This is a genomic window from Verticiella sediminum, assembly GCF_007558815.1.
Classification (GTDB): domain Bacteria; phylum Pseudomonadota; class Gammaproteobacteria; order Burkholderiales; family Burkholderiaceae_B; genus Verticiella; species Verticiella sediminum.
In genome coordinates this window covers 1-17,061 of sequence record NZ_VLTJ01000040.1, presented here as the reverse complement: position 1 = coordinate 17,061, position 17,061 = coordinate 1, and the positions used below count along the sequence as shown (strand labels likewise).

At 67.9% G+C, this 17,061-nt stretch carries 13 protein-coding genes; 4 read left to right on the top strand and 9 right to left on the bottom strand.

Annotated elements, in window-relative coordinates:
• Positions 1-20 precede the first annotated feature (20 nt).
• Positions 21-923 (top strand): EamA family transporter RarD, encoded by a 903-nt coding sequence (gene rarD, locus FOZ76_RS23510; RefSeq protein WP_143950740.1) that lies wholly within the window; start codon positions 21-23, stop codon positions 921-923.
• A gap of 66 nt (positions 924-989) precedes the next feature.
• Here rarD and FOZ76_RS23505 read toward each other — a convergent pair whose 3' ends face one another.
• A complete protein-coding gene (locus tag FOZ76_RS23505; RefSeq protein WP_143950753.1) occupies positions 990-2,861 on the bottom strand; it encodes a S9 family peptidase in 1,872 nt (623 codons plus the stop codon).
• Positions 2,862-3,239: 378 nt separating this feature from the next.
• Here FOZ76_RS23505 and FOZ76_RS23500 point away from each other — a divergent pair, with 378 nt between their 5' ends.
• Positions 3,240-3,926: a DUF3592 domain-containing protein gene (locus FOZ76_RS23500; protein ID WP_143950739.1), complete on the top strand. Its 687-nt coding sequence runs from the start codon at positions 3,240-3,242 to the stop codon at positions 3,924-3,926.
• A gap of 362 nt (positions 3,927-4,288) precedes the next feature.
• Here the strand turns inward: FOZ76_RS23500 and FOZ76_RS23495 are convergent, their stop codons facing one another.
• Positions 4,289-5,920, bottom strand: coding sequence for an AMP-binding protein (locus tag FOZ76_RS23495; RefSeq protein ID WP_143950738.1), 1,632 nt, complete (start codon positions 5,918-5,920; stop codon positions 4,289-4,291).
• A gap of 480 nt (positions 5,921-6,400) precedes the next feature.
• On the opposite strand from FOZ76_RS23495, the gene FOZ76_RS23490 reads away from it, so the two are divergent.
• Complete coding sequence (locus FOZ76_RS23490) at positions 6,401-7,372, top strand: Bug family tripartite tricarboxylate transporter substrate binding protein (RefSeq protein ID WP_246129736.1); 972 nt, start codon at positions 6,401-6,403, stop codon at positions 7,370-7,372.
• A 49-nt stretch (positions 7,373-7,421) separates the two neighbouring features.
• Here FOZ76_RS23490 and FOZ76_RS23485 read toward each other — a convergent pair whose 3' ends face one another.
• From FOZ76_RS23485 to FOZ76_RS23460, 6 genes are all read right to left on the bottom strand, one after another.
• On the bottom strand, positions 7,422-8,318 hold the full coding sequence (locus FOZ76_RS23485; RefSeq protein WP_170235606.1) for a LysR family transcriptional regulator: 897 nt from the start codon (positions 8,316-8,318) through the stop codon (positions 7,422-7,424).
• A 214-nt stretch (positions 8,319-8,532) separates the two neighbouring features.
• Positions 8,533-8,994 carry a MaoC family dehydratase gene (locus FOZ76_RS23480; RefSeq protein WP_143950735.1) on the bottom strand — a complete coding sequence of 154 codons (462 nt, stop codon included), beginning with the start codon at positions 8,992-8,994 and terminating at the stop codon, positions 8,533-8,535.
• 47 nt (positions 8,995-9,041) lie between these two features.
• Positions 9,042-10,241, bottom strand: coding sequence for a CaiB/BaiF CoA transferase family protein (locus FOZ76_RS23475; protein ID WP_143950752.1), 1,200 nt, complete (start codon positions 10,239-10,241; stop codon positions 9,042-9,044).
• 28 nt (positions 10,242-10,269) lie between these two features.
• Entirely contained in the window at positions 10,270-11,712 is a 1,443-nt protein-coding gene (locus tag FOZ76_RS23470; protein ID WP_143950734.1) for an NAD-dependent succinate-semialdehyde dehydrogenase, read from the bottom strand.
• Complete coding sequence (locus FOZ76_RS23465; RefSeq protein ID WP_143950733.1) at positions 11,693-13,354, bottom strand: thiamine pyrophosphate-binding protein; 1,662 nt, start codon at positions 13,352-13,354, stop codon at positions 11,693-11,695. Before FOZ76_RS23465 ends, FOZ76_RS23470 begins: the two co-directional genes overlap by 20 nt.
• Positions 13,355-13,462: 108 nt before the next feature.
• Entirely contained in the window at positions 13,463-14,854 is a 1,392-nt protein-coding gene (locus tag FOZ76_RS23460; protein WP_143950732.1) for a CoA transferase, read from the bottom strand.
• A 395-nt stretch (positions 14,855-15,249) separates the two neighbouring features.
• Between FOZ76_RS23460 and chrA the strand changes: the two genes are divergently transcribed.
• Positions 15,250-16,431, top strand: coding sequence for a chromate efflux transporter (gene chrA / locus FOZ76_RS23455; RefSeq protein ID WP_143950731.1), 1,182 nt, complete (start codon positions 15,250-15,252; stop codon positions 16,429-16,431).
• Between the two features lie 148 nt (positions 16,432-16,579).
• On the opposite strand, the gene FOZ76_RS23450 is transcribed toward chrA, so the two are convergent.
• Positions 16,580-17,061 (bottom strand): methyltransferase (locus tag FOZ76_RS23450; RefSeq protein ID WP_143950730.1); only part of this gene is annotated, 482 nt, incomplete at its 5' end.

Sequence of the window (17,061 nt, the reverse complement as noted above, 5' to 3'; positions counted from 1 at the left end):
CCGGCGTTCGCGCTGCACCGATGTCGCACCTGCCCGCCAATCGCCCGATCGGCGTTGTGTTCAATGTGTTGGGCTCGGCGCTCTTCGCGCTCATGTATGCCTACAGCGCGTTGCTCGACCCGCTGGACGGCCTGCAGATCTACGCCTGGCGCATCGTCCTCACCATCCCCTGCCTGGCGGCCCTGCTGCTGGCAACCGGCAAATGGCACGAGGTCGTGCGCCTGGCACGCCGTCTGCGCCGCGAACGGTTCTTCTGGGCGCAACGACTGCTCTCCTCCGCCCTGATCGGCGTGCAGCTATGGCTCTTCATGTGGGCACCCATCAACGGTTACGGGCTGGACGTATCGCTGGGCTATTTTCTGCTGCCGATCACGATGGTCGCCGTCGGCCGCATCGCCTTCGGCGAGCGGCTCAGCGCGCTGCAGGCGTTCGCATGCGCGCTTGCCGTCCTGGGCATCGCGCTGCAGTTGGCCAACACCGGGGGCGTGTCCTGGCCCGCACTGCTGGTCTGTCTCGGCTACCCGGCCTACTTCTGGCTGCGCCGCGTAACGGACACCAACAACCTCGCTTCGCTGCTGCTCGACATGGCGGCGAGCCTGCCCTTGAGCCTGGTCTTCATCCTGCAGGGGCCGCCGGTGCTGGCGCCCGAGGCGTCGACGAGCCTACCCTGGCTCATCCTCGGGCTCGGGCTGATCAGCGCCTCGGCCCTGGGCTTTCAGGCCCTGTCGGCCAGGCATCTCACCATGACGGTGTTCGGCCTCCTGATCTACGTCGAGCCCGTCCTGCTGGTCGTGGCGTCGCTGCTGCTGGGCGAGGCCATCAGCGCAGCGCAATGGCCGACCTATCTCAGCATCTGGGCCGCCGTCATCGTGCTTGCGCTGGAAGGCGTGCGCAGCCTGCGCGCGCAGGGCCGGCGCCGCTAGGAAGCAGTACCGGCCTTCATCGACGCGGGACGATCAAGGCCGGTACCTCGCAGGCGCGATGCTGCCTCAGGGCTTCAAGTGCTCGATCAGGAACTTCTCCATGGCGCCGTAGAACTCGAAGCGGTTCTCCTCGTTGTGGAAACCGTGGCCTTCGTTCTCCTTCACCATGTACTCGACGTCCACGCCACGCGCGCGCAGGGCCTCGACGATCTGGTCGCTCTCGGCCTTGTTCACGCGCGGATCGCGCGCGCCCTGGGCGATGAAGAGCGGCGTGCGGATGCGCTCGGCGTGCAGTGCCGGTGAGGTCGCCGCCAGGCGTTCCTTGTCGCGCTCGGGGTCGCCCACCATGTCGCGCATCTGCACCAGCATGGGTTCCCAATAAGGCGGGATGGTGTTCATGAAGGTGAAGAGGTTCGAGACCCCCACGTAGTCCACCGCAGCCGCGTACAGCTCGGGCGTGAATGTCACGCCCGCCAGCGTGGCGTAGCCGCCGTAGCTCGCGCCGTAGATGCCGATGCGCCCGGGATCGGCGATGCCCTGCTCGACCAGCCACTGCACACCGTCGGTGATGTCGTCCTGCATCTTCAGGCCCCATTCGCCGAAGCCCGCCTCCCAGAACTTGCGGCCATAGCCGGTCGAGCCGCGAAAGTTCATCTGCAGCACGCAGAAACCGCGGTTGGCGAGAAACTGCACTTCGGGGTTGTAGCCCCAACTGTCGCGCGCCCACGGCCCGCCGTGCGGGTTGACGATGCAAGCCAGGTTCTTCGGGTCGCGTCCGCGCGGCAGGGTCAGATAGCCGTGGATCGTCAGGCCGTCGCGCGAGGTGTACTGGATCGGCCGCATCTCGGCCATCTCGTCCTCGCGGACCGCCGGATTGATCTCTGCGAGCTCCTCGAGCACGTCGTGTTCGAGGCTGTAGAGGTAGCGCTTGCCCGGCGTGCGGTCGTTGTAGGCCGCGACGATGAAAGTGTCTTCGTCCAGATTCCAGCTCTGCAACTGCACTTCTTGGCCCGGCAGCAGCTCGCCCAGGCGCTTGAAGAGGGCCTCGGTCTGCGCGTCGAAGAACTTGCGCTCGGGCCTGGCCGGTTCGTAGGTCGCTACCGTGAGCACCTTGCGCTTGCGCGAATAGCCCACCCCGCCCAGGTCCACCGTGGGCGGCTCGAAGATCAGTTCCTCGGCATCCGGCGTGGCCGGGTCCAGGACCACCAGCGACAGGCGGTCGCGGCCGCGGTTGCTGAGGGTGTAGAGCTTCCGGTCGTCGAAGGTGAAGAATACCGGCGTCACCGAAGTGCGGTAGTCGGTGCGCACCAGCGGCGCGAAAGGCGCCTGCTCGTCCTCGCGATACAGCAGCACGGTTTCCAGCCCCTCGCTGGCCACGGCGACGCGCACCCGTCCGGCATGGTCCGTGCCCCATCCCACGATGTTGCCCGGGTTCTGCGCAACCAGCACTTCGTCGCCGGTGCGCACGTTGACCCGGTACACGTCGAACACTTTGGCGTCGCGGCGGTTGTGGCTGATCAGCACGTGATCGGGGTCGTCGGGCAGATCGTCCTCGATGCTCGCGCGCACGCCTTCATGCGGCGTGAGATCGGTGACCGTGCCGTCCCGGGCATCCACCGCCACGACGTGAAAATTCTCATCGCCGCCGAAATCCTTCTGGTAGAGCACGATGTCCGAACCCTTCCAGAAGAAGTTGCCGATGTCGCGCGCGGTCTCCGCGGTCAGCCGGCGCGGCTCGCCGGTCGGACGGCCGTTCTCCAGCGGCTGCACGAACACGTTCATGCGCGGCGGGTTGCCGTCGACGCCCACGGGCATCATGAAGCCCAGCGTCCTGCCGTCGTCCGAAAGACGGAAGTAGCCCTTCTCGGGATTGCGGAAGAAGTCTTCCAGCGGCAGCCGCTTGGCTGGCTGCGCGGCCGCGGCCGCGGTGGGCGGCATGCCGAAGCAGGCGCACAGCGAAAACAGAGCGAGTACGGTACGAAACACAGACACCTCGACGAAAGTGGCGACCTTGCCCAGGCCCTCGGGCCGCAGGCAAGGCCTGGACGGCGCATGCGCCAGCCCGGCAGCCCGGCAGGCCGGCGCATGCGTCGTCCCAACGGGAAGACAGGACGAGCTTACACCTGCGCGGGCGTGGCCCGCGGCCACATGCCGGCCGAAAAGGCATCGGACGCACGCCTTGCGCCAGAGTTCCGGCCGCGGCGTCGCTTATGATGTCCCCTGCGCCGCCAGCCGTACCGCCCTTGTATAGCGCACCGCTGCGGCCCCTACCGCCACCCCGCACGGGCTGCGTCCCGTGCCACTCCATCGTCGAGCATGCGTCGTTTTCTCCATGGAACCGGCATCGCCCTGGCCGCAGCCGGGGCGATCCTTCTGGTCACCGCCATCGTCCTGTTCCACAAGGACCGCGCCTATTCCGTTCCTGCCGAGGGCACCGTCGCCGACGTCGTCGCCCGGGGCCCGGGCACCGGACACACCGCGGTCATCGTGTTCACCGACGCAGCCGGTCTGCGCCGGCAGTTCGACGAACCCATCCACGGCGATCCCGCGCAAGTGGCGGTGGGCACAGCCGTGCCCGTCCAGTACGACCCGGACCAGCCTTCGCGCGCCGTCGTCGACGACTTCTGGCGCCGCAACAGCACGGCCAGCCTGATGGTGATCGCCGGCTTTCCTCTGTTCGTGTTCGGCAGCGTGATCCTGGCGGCCGGGGCGCGCCGACGGCGCCGGCTCGCGCGTCTCGAACAGCACGGGCGCGTGATCGAGGCCGACTTCGTCCATGCCCTGGCCGACGAACACCACGCCCGGCGCGGCCGCTATCCCTACCGCGTCGTCGCCCAGGCCTACGACCCCGAGACCGAGTCCATGCAGCGCTTCGAAAGCACCCCGGTCTGGGACGACCCGACACCGCAACTGACGGGGCGCAAGATCCGCGTGCGCGTCGAGCCCGGCAACCCGGCGAACTATCGGGTCGAGCTTCCGGTGCCCGCAGACCAGGGCCGATAGGCGGCGTCCGGGTGGCAGCCTCTGGAAGCTCGGCGTCGTCACCCTGGCGCAGATGTGCGCGAGCGGGCTGGCGCGGCCTCGGCCGGCGTGCCCGGCCGAGGCCGACCATTCGTTGCCGTCCAACCGGAGACCTGCATGCTCTGGCGCTTTTCCGCGAACCACACCCACCTGTACCCCGGCGCGCTGCCAGCGCCGTGCTCGACGTGCCGGCATTCCGCACGCAGCGCGGCACCGAGGTCGCCGCACGGCGATGGCGCATCGTCCCGGCCGGCGAGACCGGGCTCGTACGCATCGTGCAACGGTTGCCGGGGCCGTGAAGTAAGCGCACGCCTGAGCCATGCGCACTGCCGGGCCGGCCGGGACTACCTGCGTCCCAGAGCCACGTGGTCCAGCTCGTGCAGACGGAAGCGCTGCAGCTTGCCAGTCGCGGTGCGCGGCAGGCTGTCGACGAAGCGGACGGCGCGCGGATACTTGTACGGAGCCACCGTGGCCTTGACGAACCGCTGCAGGGCCTCGGCCATGGCACCGTCCGCAGCGTGCCCGGGGCGCAGCACCACGAAGGCCTTGACGATCTGCCCACGCTGCTCGTCGGGCGCACCGATGACGGCGCACTCGGCGACCGCGGGGTGCTGCATCAGCGCATCCTCCACGTCCGGAGCGGCGATGTTGTAGCCCGCGGAGACGATCATGTCGTCGGTGCGCGCCTGGTAGTGGAAATAGCCGTCGGCGTCCATCAGATAGGCGTCGCCGGTCAGGTTCCAGCCAGCCTGCACGTATTCGCGCTGGCGCGCATCGGCCAGATAGCGGCAGCCCGTGGGCCCCTGCACGGCCAGCCGGCCCACCGTGCCGGGCGGCACCTCGACACCCTGCGCATCGACCACCCTGGCGCGGTAGCCGGGCACGGGCGTGCCGGTGGCCCCGGGCCGCGCGTGCGCTTCATCGTGCGAGATGAAGATGTGCAACATCTCCGTCGAGCCGATACCGTCGATCGGCTCGATGCCCGTCGCCTCCTTCCAGAGCTGGCGCGTGGACGCCGGCAATGCCTCGCCGGCCGAGACGCACTTGCGCAGCGGCGTGCCGCGCAACGCCTGGCCGTGAGCGGCCAAGGCACGATAGGAGGTGGGCGCGGTGAAGAGGATGGTGGCCCCGAAATCCCGGATGCCTTCCAGCAACTGCTGCGGGCCGGCCTTCTCCAGCAAGACCGTGCAAGCACCCACGCTCATCGGGAACAGCACCAGCCCGCCCAGGCCGAACGTGAAAGCGAGCGGCGGGCTGCCGATGAAGACATCCTGCGCATTCGGCTTGAGCACGTGCGCCGGCCAGCAGGCACAGACTGCCATCACGTCGCGATGAAAGTGCATCGTGGCCTTGGGCACGCCGGTGGTGCCGGACGTGAAGCCCAGAATGCAGGTGTCGTCCGCCGCGGTATCCACATTGTCGAACTGCGCCGGCGCCTGCCGCATGTCCGCTTCCAGGCCGTCGTCGTCCGTTCCGTTGAAGTAGCGAACGTGACGCAGCCCGGGCGCCTGCTCAGCCACACGCTTCATGTCGTCGGCCAGCGCCGCATCGCACAGCGCGTGCGTGACCTCGGCAATGTCCACAATGCTGGCGAGTTCCTTGACGCGCAGCAGCGGCATGGTGGCCACCGCGATGCCGCCGGCCTTCATCACGGCGAACCAGCACGCCACCAGCATCGGGTTGTTGGGCGCACGCAGCAGTACCCGGTTGCCGGGCACCAGTCCCATGTCGCGCACCAGGACGTGGGCGATCCGGTTGGCCTTTTCGGCCAGGTCCGCGTACGTCCACGCCAGGCCTGGCGCGCGGATGCAGACCCGCTCGCCGTTCCCCTGGGCCACGTGACGGTCCAGCAGCTCGGTCGCGCAGTTCAGTTGCGCGGGAAAGCGCAACTCGGGCAAATCGAACACATATTCGGGTTGCAGTTCCGGCGGCGGCAGGTTGTCTCGGGCAAACGTGTCGATGTGCGCGCTGGGCATGGCTGTCTCCTCGTTCTGTTGCTAGGCGCTCGTAGCGCCGCGCCGTGCGGCCCGTACTTGCCGTCGGCGCATGTGCGCCGCGCCGACGGACAAACCCGAACGCGCGGACGGACGCGGTGTGGACGACGCATACGACGACCATGTTAGTTTTCTTCTAAAACGTTTAGTTGTCAATCAATTATGGAGCGAGGATCTGAAGCGCATGCATCCAGCAGCATCGTCCGAATCGGACTCGATCCAGGAAAATTAGTCGTTTGAGCGCCAGGATCGCCCTCCTTAGAATGGCTTCGAGCGGCTTGCGGCCCCGGGGACTCCCGGCCGATCCAGCGCCGCCGGGCGCGCCGTTGCGCATGCAGCGATCGACGCTGACCTGCCGAGCCGCCACGCCGAAGGCCCAGCACCCGTTGGCAACCCTCCATGCCGGCATGTCGGAACCCCGCTCCCGGCAAGCCGGAAAACGAGAAAGAGAGACAAATCAAAGTGACCCGTACATTTCGTCGAATCGCCTGCGCCATCGCTTTGGCACCGGGCGTGGCCCTGGCCGCATCGAACGCAGCCGACTACCCGGAGCGCAACGTCACCATGGTGGTGGCTTTCGCGCCCGGCGGCATCACGGATACGCTGGCCCGGCTGGTTGCATCAGAACTCGGCAAGACGACACAGCAGACTTTCGTGGTGGAAAACCGACCCGGCGCCGGTGGCCAGATCGGTACGGAATACGCGCTGCGGCAGAAGGCCGACGGCTATACCCTGCTGGTGGCGGCTTCGGGATATGCCATGGCACCCGCGCAGAAGAAGGTCGGCTACGACCCCATCGACGATTTCGAGCCGGTCGCGCTGCTCGGCATCGCTCCCAACCTGCTCGTCGTCAAGCCCAGCGTACCCGCCAAGACGCTGGACGAATTCGTCGCCTGGGCGAAGAAGGAAGGCAGCGTGCCCTACGCCACCGCGGGCACCGGCGGGGCCAACCATCTGGCCGGCGAGATCTTCAGGGTGGAGAGCAAGGCGCCGCTCCTGCATGTGCCCTACAAGGGCGCGGCTCCCGCGACGCAGGACCTGATCGCCGGCAACGTGCCCGCCGGCTTCATCGATGCCATGACGATCGGCCCATTCATCAAGTCCGGCCAGGCCAAGCCCATCGCCATCACCGGCGCTAGCCGCAGCGCGCTGTATCCGGATATCCCCACGATTGCCGAATCCGGCTATCCAGGCTATGACGTGTCGGTGTGGATGGGCGTGTTCGCCCCCGCCGGCACACCGGCGCCCATCGTCGAACGCTTGAACGCTGCGATACGTCAGGCCCTGCAATCCGAAGAGGTGCAGGCCAGGCTGAAGAGCAGCGGCATCGATACGCGGACCGACATGACCGCCGACGCCTTCAAGCAATATGTGCACGAGGATGTGGAGCGCTGGAAGCAGGCCGTGGCCACGACCGGCGTGACCTTCGACTGACGCCCTACCCACCACCCGCCTGTCGCGAGGCGGGTGGCATGCGCCGCGTTCAGCCCGGCTGCCCTACCCGCTTCAATATCTCGATGAAGTCTAGCGCCGCCGGCGACAGCCAGGCGCTGCTGCGATAGGCCAGCGACAGCCGGTGCACGATCGCTTCGCTCTGCACCGGCAACGCCGCCAGCCCGAGCGAATGCGCCAGGCCGACGATATAGCCGGGAATGATCACGATCCCCAGGCCGTCGCGCGCCAGCGCCAGGCCGGAGAGCAAGGTCCCGCAATCGATATTGACGGCCTCGGGCGTCTGCCCCAGGTCCTGGAAGACCTTTTCCACGCCTCGTCCGAAGCCATACACCTTGCGCAGACCAATGTGGCGGTAGTCCAGCAGCTTGGGCAGCGGCACGGAGGCGCAGGCCGCCAGCGGATGCGTGGCGGCGCAGGCAACCCACATCCTGCTCTCGTAGACCACTTGATGATCTATTTTCGGGTGGGGCTCGCCGAGCGAGACCAGGCCCAGGTCCACGGCTCCGCTCAGGATGTGCTCGATTCCGTCGGCCGTCGGCAGTTCGAACAACTCGACCCGGATACCGGGATGCGCGTTATGGAAATCGCGCACGGTGGGTGTCACCAGGCCATACATGATGAGCGTGGAGGCGGTGACGTTCAGTTGCCCGTGCTCCATGGATTTCAGGCTGTCCAGGCTGCGCTCGGCCACTTTCACCGAGGCGAGGATGTCCAGCGCCGAACGGTACAGCGCATGCGCCCCCTCCAGAGGCACCAAGGTCCGGGACGAGCGATCGAAAAGCTGGCAATCGACGCGGTCCTCGAGTTCGCGGCAAACCTTGCTGATGGCCGACTGCGTCATGTTCAAGGAGGCTGCCGCCACGGTGAAGCTGCGGGCGTCGTAGACGGCGACAAAGACCTTGAGTTGTTTGATCGTGAGATTCATGGCTGCCAACGCTGGGGCCGGGGAAAGGCCGTTGCCCGCCTTGCCGCCTGGCTGAGGGCCCCGGCGGCGGCCCGGCCCCCTCGCGACGCGTGCGCATACGACAACCGCCTGCGGCGGCCCGGCGGGTGGCTCCGGCGCGCTGGCCGAAGTGCGAGCCGTAAGCATAGTCCAACGGCGCCACTGCCCGGGCGCACACCCGGATCCGTCGCCGCGTTCAAGCGTGCTGGCTGGGGTCCCGCTTGATGAGGTACTTCTGGACGCCCTCCATCACCAGCTCCTGGCGCTGGTTATGGATGGTCGAAGCCAGCGTGACGACACCCGTGGTGCGGCCGCAATCGAGCTGCGAGACCTTCAGGTTGGGATATAGCGTGTCGCCGACATAGACAGGTTTCAGGAACCGGCTCGACTGCTCGATGAAGCCCTTCATGGATTCTTCCACGTAGTGCGGAAACCAGCCGGCGCCGGCGGCGCTCTGGATCAGGATCTGAAAGCCATGCGCGCCCAGGTTGGGCATGCCGTGCTTGCGGCAGTACTCGACGTCATAGTGGCTCGGATGATTGTCCGCGCTGGCCAGTTGGAAAGCCGCAAACAGCGCATCCGTCATGGTGCGCGAGGGGATGGGGAATTCCTCGCCCAGCGTGAAGTCGTCGAAGTAATACTGTTTGAAGGGAGACATCGTGTCTTCTCCGGATTCGTGAATGTATGGCCGACGTGCGAGCCGGATCAGCGGGTCGGCGCCAACCCTACCACGCCCTGAGCGGCAAGCTTGCGGACCTCCTCGGCGGACAGTCCCAGGTCGGCCAGCACTTCCTGCGTGTGCTCGCCGAGCAGCGGCGCCGGGCGCACCGCCTCGCGCGGGCGCTCGTTGAACTTCACAGGCATGCCGACGTTCCGCATCGCCCCCAGCACCGGATGATCGGTCTGCACCAGAAGCTCGCGCGCGTGCACCTGCGGATCGGCGAGCGCCTGCTCCAGCGTATTGATCGGCGAGCACGGCACGCCGCTGGCGCGCAGGCGCGCCAGCCAGTCGCCGGTCGTACGGGTCCGCACGACCTCGCCGACCCGCCGCACCGTCTCCTCGAAGTTGGCGACCCGTGCCGCGTTGGTGGCGAACTTCGGATCGTCCACCAGGTGTTCGAGCCCCGCGACCGCGCAGAAACGCCGCCACTGGGCGTCGTTGCCGACGCCGACCAGCATGTGCCCGTCCGCCGTGGCGAACGCCTGATAAGGGGACATGGCCGGGTGAGCCGTTCCCATGCGCCGCGGACTCTGGCCCGTGCGCCAGTAGTTCTGCGCCAGATAGCCCATCTGCGAGATCGCCGTGTCCAGCAGCGACACCTCGACGTACACGCCCTCGCCCGTGCGCTCGCGCTCGATCACGGCCGCCAGCACACCGCTCAACGCGAACGAGCCGGTGCCCAGATCGACCGGCGAGAAACTGGCGCGAGCGAACGCGCCGCCCGGCTCGCCCATCGTCGCGATCATGCCGCTGAAGGCCTGGAGCATCACGTCGTAGCCCGGCTCCTTGCCCAGCGGGCCGTCGCGCCCGTAGCCGGAGATCTCCAGATAGATCAGCCGCCCGTTCACCTTGCGCAACGTCTCGTAGTCCACGCCGAGCTTGCGCGCCGTACCGGCGCCAAAGCCCTGGAGCACGATATCGGCGCCGGCGACGAGCTCGTGGACCAGGCGCCGGCCTTCGGGCGACTTCAGGTCGAGCGCGACGCTGCGCTTGTTGTGGTTGACCGCCAGGAACGTCGCCGACTGTCCCTTCTCCTGCGGCAGCCAGGCGCGCGTGTCGTCCCCGGTTCCCATGGGTTCGATCTTCACGACATCCGCGCCCAGCTCGCCGAGGAACTGGCCGCACAACGGCCCCGCCAGGACCTTGCTCAGGTCGATGACTTTCAAGCCCTTCAATGGTTTCATCATTGCTCCAGAAATGATCGCTCGACGCTCAGAGCATCGCGGCCGAGACGGACTTCACCACCGAATACGCGTCCAGCGCCTCGGGCCCGCCTTCCGATCCGTAGCCGGAATCCTTCACGCCGCCGAACGGCATCTCCGGCAGGGCCAGGGCCGGCTGGTTCAGCCAGATCAAGCCCGCTTCGAGGCCCTGCGTGAGCGCGTGCATCGTCTTGAGCGAACGAGTGAAGCCGTATGCGGCAAGCCCGAACGGCAGGCGGTTCGCCTCGGCCAATGCGTCGTCCAGCCGTTCGAACGTGCGCAGCGCGATGACCGGCCCGAAGGGTTCGTGGATCATGATGTCGGAGGCCAGGGGCACGTCGTCGAGCACCGTGGGCGCGTGGAAGTATCCTCCCGACGCCGGCTCCTGGCTGCCCAGCAACAGTTCGGCGCCCTTCGCTTGCGCATCGTTCACCATCTGGTGCATGGCCGCGACACGGCGCTCGTTCGCCAGCGGCCCCATGGTCGTCGCCGGGTCCATGCCGTCGCCCACCCGGGCCGTGCCCAGATGGTCGAGCAGGCCCTTCACGAATTCGGCCTTCACATCCCGATGGACCAGAAAACGCGTAGGCGAAATGCAGACCTGCCCGGCGTTGCGCAGCTTGGCCGCAGCCATGGCCTGTACGGCGAGCCCGATGTCCGCGTCCTCGGCCACGATGACCGGCGCATGCCCGCCCAGCTCCATGGTGCTGCGCTTCATGTGGCGCCCCGCGAGCGCGGCAAGGTGCTTGCCCACCTGCGTCGATCCGGTGAACGTGACCTTGCGGATCGCCTCGCTTGCGATGAGGTGCCCGGAGATCTCGGCAGGGTCTCCATAGACCAGGCCGAGTACGCCGGCAGGCACACCCGCATCGAGGAAAGCCTGGAACATGGCCGCCGGCGAAGCCGGCGTCTCTTCGGGGGCCTTGCACAGGAACGAGCAACCCGCGGCAAGGGCCGCCGCCAACTTGCGAACCACCTGGTTGACCGGGAAATTCCAGGGCGTGAAGGCCGCGACCGGCCCCACTGGCTCCACGAGGACTTGCTGCACGACCCCCGGCTTGCGGGGCGGAACGATGCGTCCGTAGCGGCGCATCGCTTCGTCGGCGAACCATTCGGTGATCGTGGCGGCCGCCTCGAGTTCCACCTCGGCCTCGCGCAGCGGCTTGCCCTGCTCCAGCGTGAGCAGGCGCGCGATGTCGCTGGCCCGGGCCCTGAGCAGGTCCGCCGCGCCGCGCAGTATCGCCTGGCGCTCGTGGGCGCACATCGCGCGCCAGGTTCGGTAGCCCTGTTCGGCCCAGCGGATCGCCTCGTCCAGATCGGCGATACCGGCATGCGCCACGTGGCCGATGACCTCCCCGTTGGCGGGGTTGCGCACGGCGATCCGCCGGCCGCTCCGGGCTTCGCGCCATTGCCCGCCGATGAGCAGGGCGGTATCAGGATAGGCGTGCGTCATCGTTCTTTTCCAGCTTCAGGAAGGGGTGGTAAGGGGGCGCTTCCCCAATGGCGCCCATGTCGACTTCGAGCAGGCGCAGGCCGCGCAGCGGCATGGCATCGCGCAAGGCGTGCCCGAACGCCTCCTTGGCGCCGACCTTCGTATAGGCCGCGCCCACGCAGCGGGCCAGTTGCCCGAAGTCGGGCGGCGCCAAGTCCCCATACACCCTACGGCCGCCGAATGCGGCGTCCTGCATATGCTTGATGACGCCGTAGCCTGCGTCGTTCATGACCACCATCAGGAGGTCCAGTCCCTCCTGCTTCGCCGTCCAGAGCTCGCAAACATTCATCACGAAGCCCGCATCGCCGGACAGCAGGATGGTCTGCCGCCCGGGCGCCGCGAACGCCGCCCCGATGGCCAGCGGCAGGCCCTGCCCGATGCCCGCGCCGACCGGATGCGCAGCATGCCGAGGCTGGTACATTTCGTATAGCCGGTGGCCCCAGGTGGAGTTGGCCACCGTAATGTCGCGGATCCAGAGCGAGTCGTCCGGGGCCTCGGCGCGCAGCGTCTCGGCGAACTGCGCGTAAGGGCCGAGCGCCTTCTTGTAGTTGCTTCGGGCGCGCTGCTTCATGGCGGCAAATGCGCCCGGGAAGTCGGCATCGACCTGTACCCGCCGGCCCACCTCGGCCAGCAAGGCCTCGAGCACCGTTGCGCAATCCCCCTGCACGAACAGATCGACCGTATACGTGCGCCCTTCAGCCGCCGGGTCGATGTCGACCTGCACCCGGTGCGCGGGCAGTTTCACGGACTGGTCCACCGTCTCCTGGCCGCGCAGCCGGGAGCCGAGCACGATCATCAAGTCGACGTCCTGATAGAAGTCTTCGACGTCCTTGCTGCCCGAGCCGTTGAGTGCCCCCAGATTCATCGGATGCGCCTCCGTCACGATGCCGCGGCCGGCCCAGCTCGTTACCATGCCGAAGCCCAGTTCCAGAAACCGTGCCAGCAGCGGGCCGCAGTCCTTGGCGCCGCTGCCCACCCAGAACATCGGGCGCCGCGCACCCGCCACCCGTTCGGCCAGCTTCGCGAGCACATCGGCCGCGGGCCGTCGAGGCCGGACGGCCCGAAGGTCGACGAGCGCCACGGGCGGTTCGGGGCACATGGCTTTCTGGATGTCGATCGGAATCTCCACGCTCACGGGGCCGGTGGGTGCCGTCATCGCTTCGGTCGCGGCCTTGGTCAGGATGCCCCAGGCCTCCTGGGGTGTATTGACCCGATACGCGGCCTTGCACACGCTGCGCAGCATGCCCAGTTGGTCCTTCACGCCATGCGTCGTGCCGGTGTCGCGCCCGATATACGGGGACGGCACCTGGCCCGTGATGTGCAGCACCGGGGTGCCCGCGTAGCTCGCCTCCAACAGCCCCGAGACCGCGTTCGCCGCCCCTGGCCCGGTGCTCGAGATCAGGACGCCGAGCTTGCCCGCGATGCGCGCGTAGCCGTCGGCCATGTGGCTGGCGCCCATTTCGCCGCGGGTCATGACGACCTTGATGCCGCCCTCGCGGGCGATGCCGTCCATGATCGGAATGTTGTGCACCGAAATGATGGCGAAGACGGTATCGACGTTCGCCGCCTTCAGGAACTTGGCGACCATGTCTCCAATATTCATATTCTTCCTCTACCTGGATTCAATGCAGTTTCGGCAGGGCCGCGCGACATGCGCGAACGGGCGGATGCACGCCGTTCGCGCGACGCCCGCCCTGCCCTGCGGGCCGTGTTATCGCGGCAGCCAGACGGGCTCGCCGCTGCCCAGCTTCGGCGTATTCTTGTCCCAGTACGGCGCAGTCTCGGACAGGCGCAGCACGGGCCCCAGCGTCTGGATGTCGCCGTACACGCCTTCCTCCTGCACGTGCAGCGGGGCGAGCTGCTCTTCCGTGAGGGTCTCGGGGGCCGCCGCGAAGTCGCTCAGCAAACCCTGGCTTTGCAGAAACATGGCCGAGCGGCACAGCGAGACCTGCACATGCCAGCTCCCGCCTTCACGCGCACGACGACCCAGGGCAAGCACGGCGCCATAGGTGGCGAGATAGCCGGTGGTGAAGTCGCACACCAGTGGAGAGACGAGCCTGGGCTCGCCGGCGCCGGTTGCGATTCCCTGCGCATCGCAGATGCCTGTGACTGCCTGGGCCACCTGCTCCCAGCCCCCGCGATGCGTGAACGGCCCGCCCAGGCCGTAGCAGCTCACCGAGACCTGAACAATGCCGGGGCGCAGGCGGGCGAGCTCCTGCATGCCGAAACCGAGCGCCTCCAGGGCTCCGGGGCGATAGCTGTTCACGATGACATCGGCTTCGCGCACGAGCTCGGCGAAGCGGGCCGCGCCTTCCGGCGTCCTGAGATCGAGAAAGCAGCTTCGCTTGCCGTGGCTGGTATCGCGCACGTGCTCGGGCCCCTGAGGCAGATGCCGGGCCGTGACCATCAGGACATCCGCGCCGTGCTCGGCCAGGCCACGGCTGGCAACCGGCCCGGCGATGATGCGGGTGACGTCGAGCACCCGGATGCCCGATAAAGGCCGGCTGCCCGCACGCAGGGGCTCGGCCGGGGCAGGGCCCGTACGGGCCAGCTCCACCACGGACCGCTGCGCGAGATGCACGCCTTGTGGATGCGCCAGCCATTCCTTCCGCGTCCGAACCATGCCGCCACAGGCACGAACACCCGCGATGGCCTCCTCGAGTTCGGCCGCGTCCCAGGTCGACACAGCGGCGGCGATGGCCTCGGTGGTGCCTGAGCAGCCCAGCACGTCGAGCACCCGCACGCCGAGGCCGAGGCTGAAATGAGGCAGGAACCAACGCCCGTCTCGAGTGCGATAGGGCCGGCACAGCCCCATCGCCTGAGCCCGTTCCGCAGGCAGCGGTATCGGACGATAGGCCCCGTCCCGCCCGCGGGCCCGCGTATAGTCCATGCTGCGCAGCGTCGCGGCCGCCTCGGACACGCTGACGCAGACCTTCTGCCGCGCGTGACCGCGCAGTTCCCAGATATCGTTGATGGCGACGCCGGTCGCAGCCAGTATGGAGGACACCACCTCGCCGGCGCGCAACGGCGTCCGGAAGAACGGGTCCGAACCCATGATCGAGACTTCGCCCGTCGCCGTCTGCGAGAAAGCGCGGATGGCCATGAGCTCGTTGAAGGCTGCAGGCCTTGGGTCCGCGACGCTGCCCGTACCGCGTGTTTCTCTAGAGCGATTCTCTTGCATGTCCGTTCATATGCGTTCGGCGTGAACGCACTTGCTTCCTATGAAAAAACCGGCCTGCGGCTCGCCAGGCACCGATCGATTCTAGGTGTCGGCCCCATCGCCTCCAAGCGACTTTTTTTCGATCTTCCAGTCCAAGTTGGACTGGACTGCGTGACGGTGTCATTGCGCACGCTGATACAGTGCCTGCTGCGCGCCGTCGGGCTTCGCCGGCAGCAACAACGCTCGCGAGAACGCCGCCAGGGCCGGTCCCGGGCATGCGAGGTCGGACACGCAGGCCTGCGGCGACGGGCACCGTCTGAGAAAGGAGATATACCGATATGCGCGACAACGCCTGGCGCGTCTTCCTGGTGTTTCTGCGTCTGGGGTTCACGTCGTTCGGCGGGCCCATCGCGCACCTGGCCTATTTCCGCTCGGAATTCGTCGAGCGCCGTCGCTGGCTGGACGATCGCAGCTACTCCGATCTGGTCGCCCTGTGCCAGTTCCTGCCGGGCCCGGCCAGCAGCCAGGTCGGCATGGCGCTGGGGCTGGGGCGCGCGGGCTGGCCCGGGCTGCTCGCGGCCTGGGCGGGCTTTACGTTGCCGTCGGCCATCGCGCTGATCCTGTTCGCCTTCGGCATCGCCCAATACCGCGGCCTGGCCGAATCGGGCTGGGTCCATGGGCTCAAGGTCGTGGCCGTGGCGGTGGTGGCGCAGGCCGTCTGGGGCATGGCGGCATCACTATGCACCGATCGCCCGCGTGTCGCCCTGGCGATCCTGGCGGCGCTGCTGACCTTGCTCCTGCCCGCGGCCACCGGCCAGGTCGCGGCCATCGTCGTTACCGGCTTGCTGGGCCACCTCGGCCTGAAGGTCGCACAACCGGCGGGAGGCCGGGCCCACGCCTATCCGGTGTCGCGTAAACTCGGCGCGCTGGCCTTGGTGCTGTTCGCCCTGCCTCTCGCCGGGCTGCCATTGTGGGCAGCCGCCAGCGGTTCCTCCACCGTGGCCCTGCTGGAAGGCGTCTACCGTTCCGGCGCGCTCGTCTTCGGCGGTGGCCATGTCGTGCTGCCGCTGCTGCAGGCGGCCGTCGTGCCCAGCGGCGCAGTGAGCAATGCGGATTTCCTCGCAGGCTACGGCGCGGCGCAGGCCGTGCCGGGGCCTCTGTTCACGTTTGCAGCCTATCTCGGCGCCGTCGGTTCCGGGCCGCTGCACGGCGGGTTCGGCGGGCTGGCGCTGCTGGGCGTCATATTCCTGCCCGCCGGCCTCGTGCTCATCGGCGCCCTGCCATTCTGGGAGGCGCTTAGCCATCGCCCGGGCATCCAGGCAACGATGGCAGGTATCAATGCCGGCGTGGTCGGCATCCTGCTATCGGCTCTGTACGACCCGGTGTGGACCAGCGCCATCCACAGCAGGATGGATTTCGCACTGGCTCTCGTCGCGTTCGCGCTGCTGGTCTTCGGGCGGGCGCCTCCCGCGCTCGTCGTCATGGCGGCGGCCCTTGCCGGCTGGGCCATGGCGCTGTAGGCCTTCGTCCGCCCAGATTCGGCAAAGCCGCACTCCGATGCCTATGCCCCGAAACGGCGCCCGCCAATCGCCACGAGCAGCGCGTGGGGCTGCCGCGGCTTGCCGAGATGGCAGTCGAACCCCTGGCCGAAAGCTGCGCTGCGGGCGCTCAGCCGGCCGCCGCATCGACCCGCAGGACGACCGTCGCGATACGCTCCGCGCCTGCATAGGCAGGCGTGTCCAGTTCCTCGCCGAACACGTCGGGATCGGTCTCTTCGTAAGACCATGACATGCCGCTGTCGGCCAGTTGCAGGCGGATGGCCTCCAGGAAAGCATCGGCACCGTTCACCATCGCAACGCCTGTATAGAGCAGCAGGGAGCCGCCGGGCGCCAGCCGCTGCGGTGCCGTCCTGGCGATCGTCAGCGCGATGCCCTCGCCCAGCGCGCCCCCGCCATCGCGATAGGCCCGGCCCGCCATGTCGCGCATGTAGGGCGGATTGGCGACGATCAGGTCGTATTGGCCAGGGACGTCGCGCAGCAGGTCGCTCACCTGCGTCTGCACGTTCCGGATGCCCGCAACGCGCGCATTGACGCGGGTCATGAGGAGTGCGGCCGGGTTCACGTCGGTGGCCCGGACGAGTGCGTCGGGGC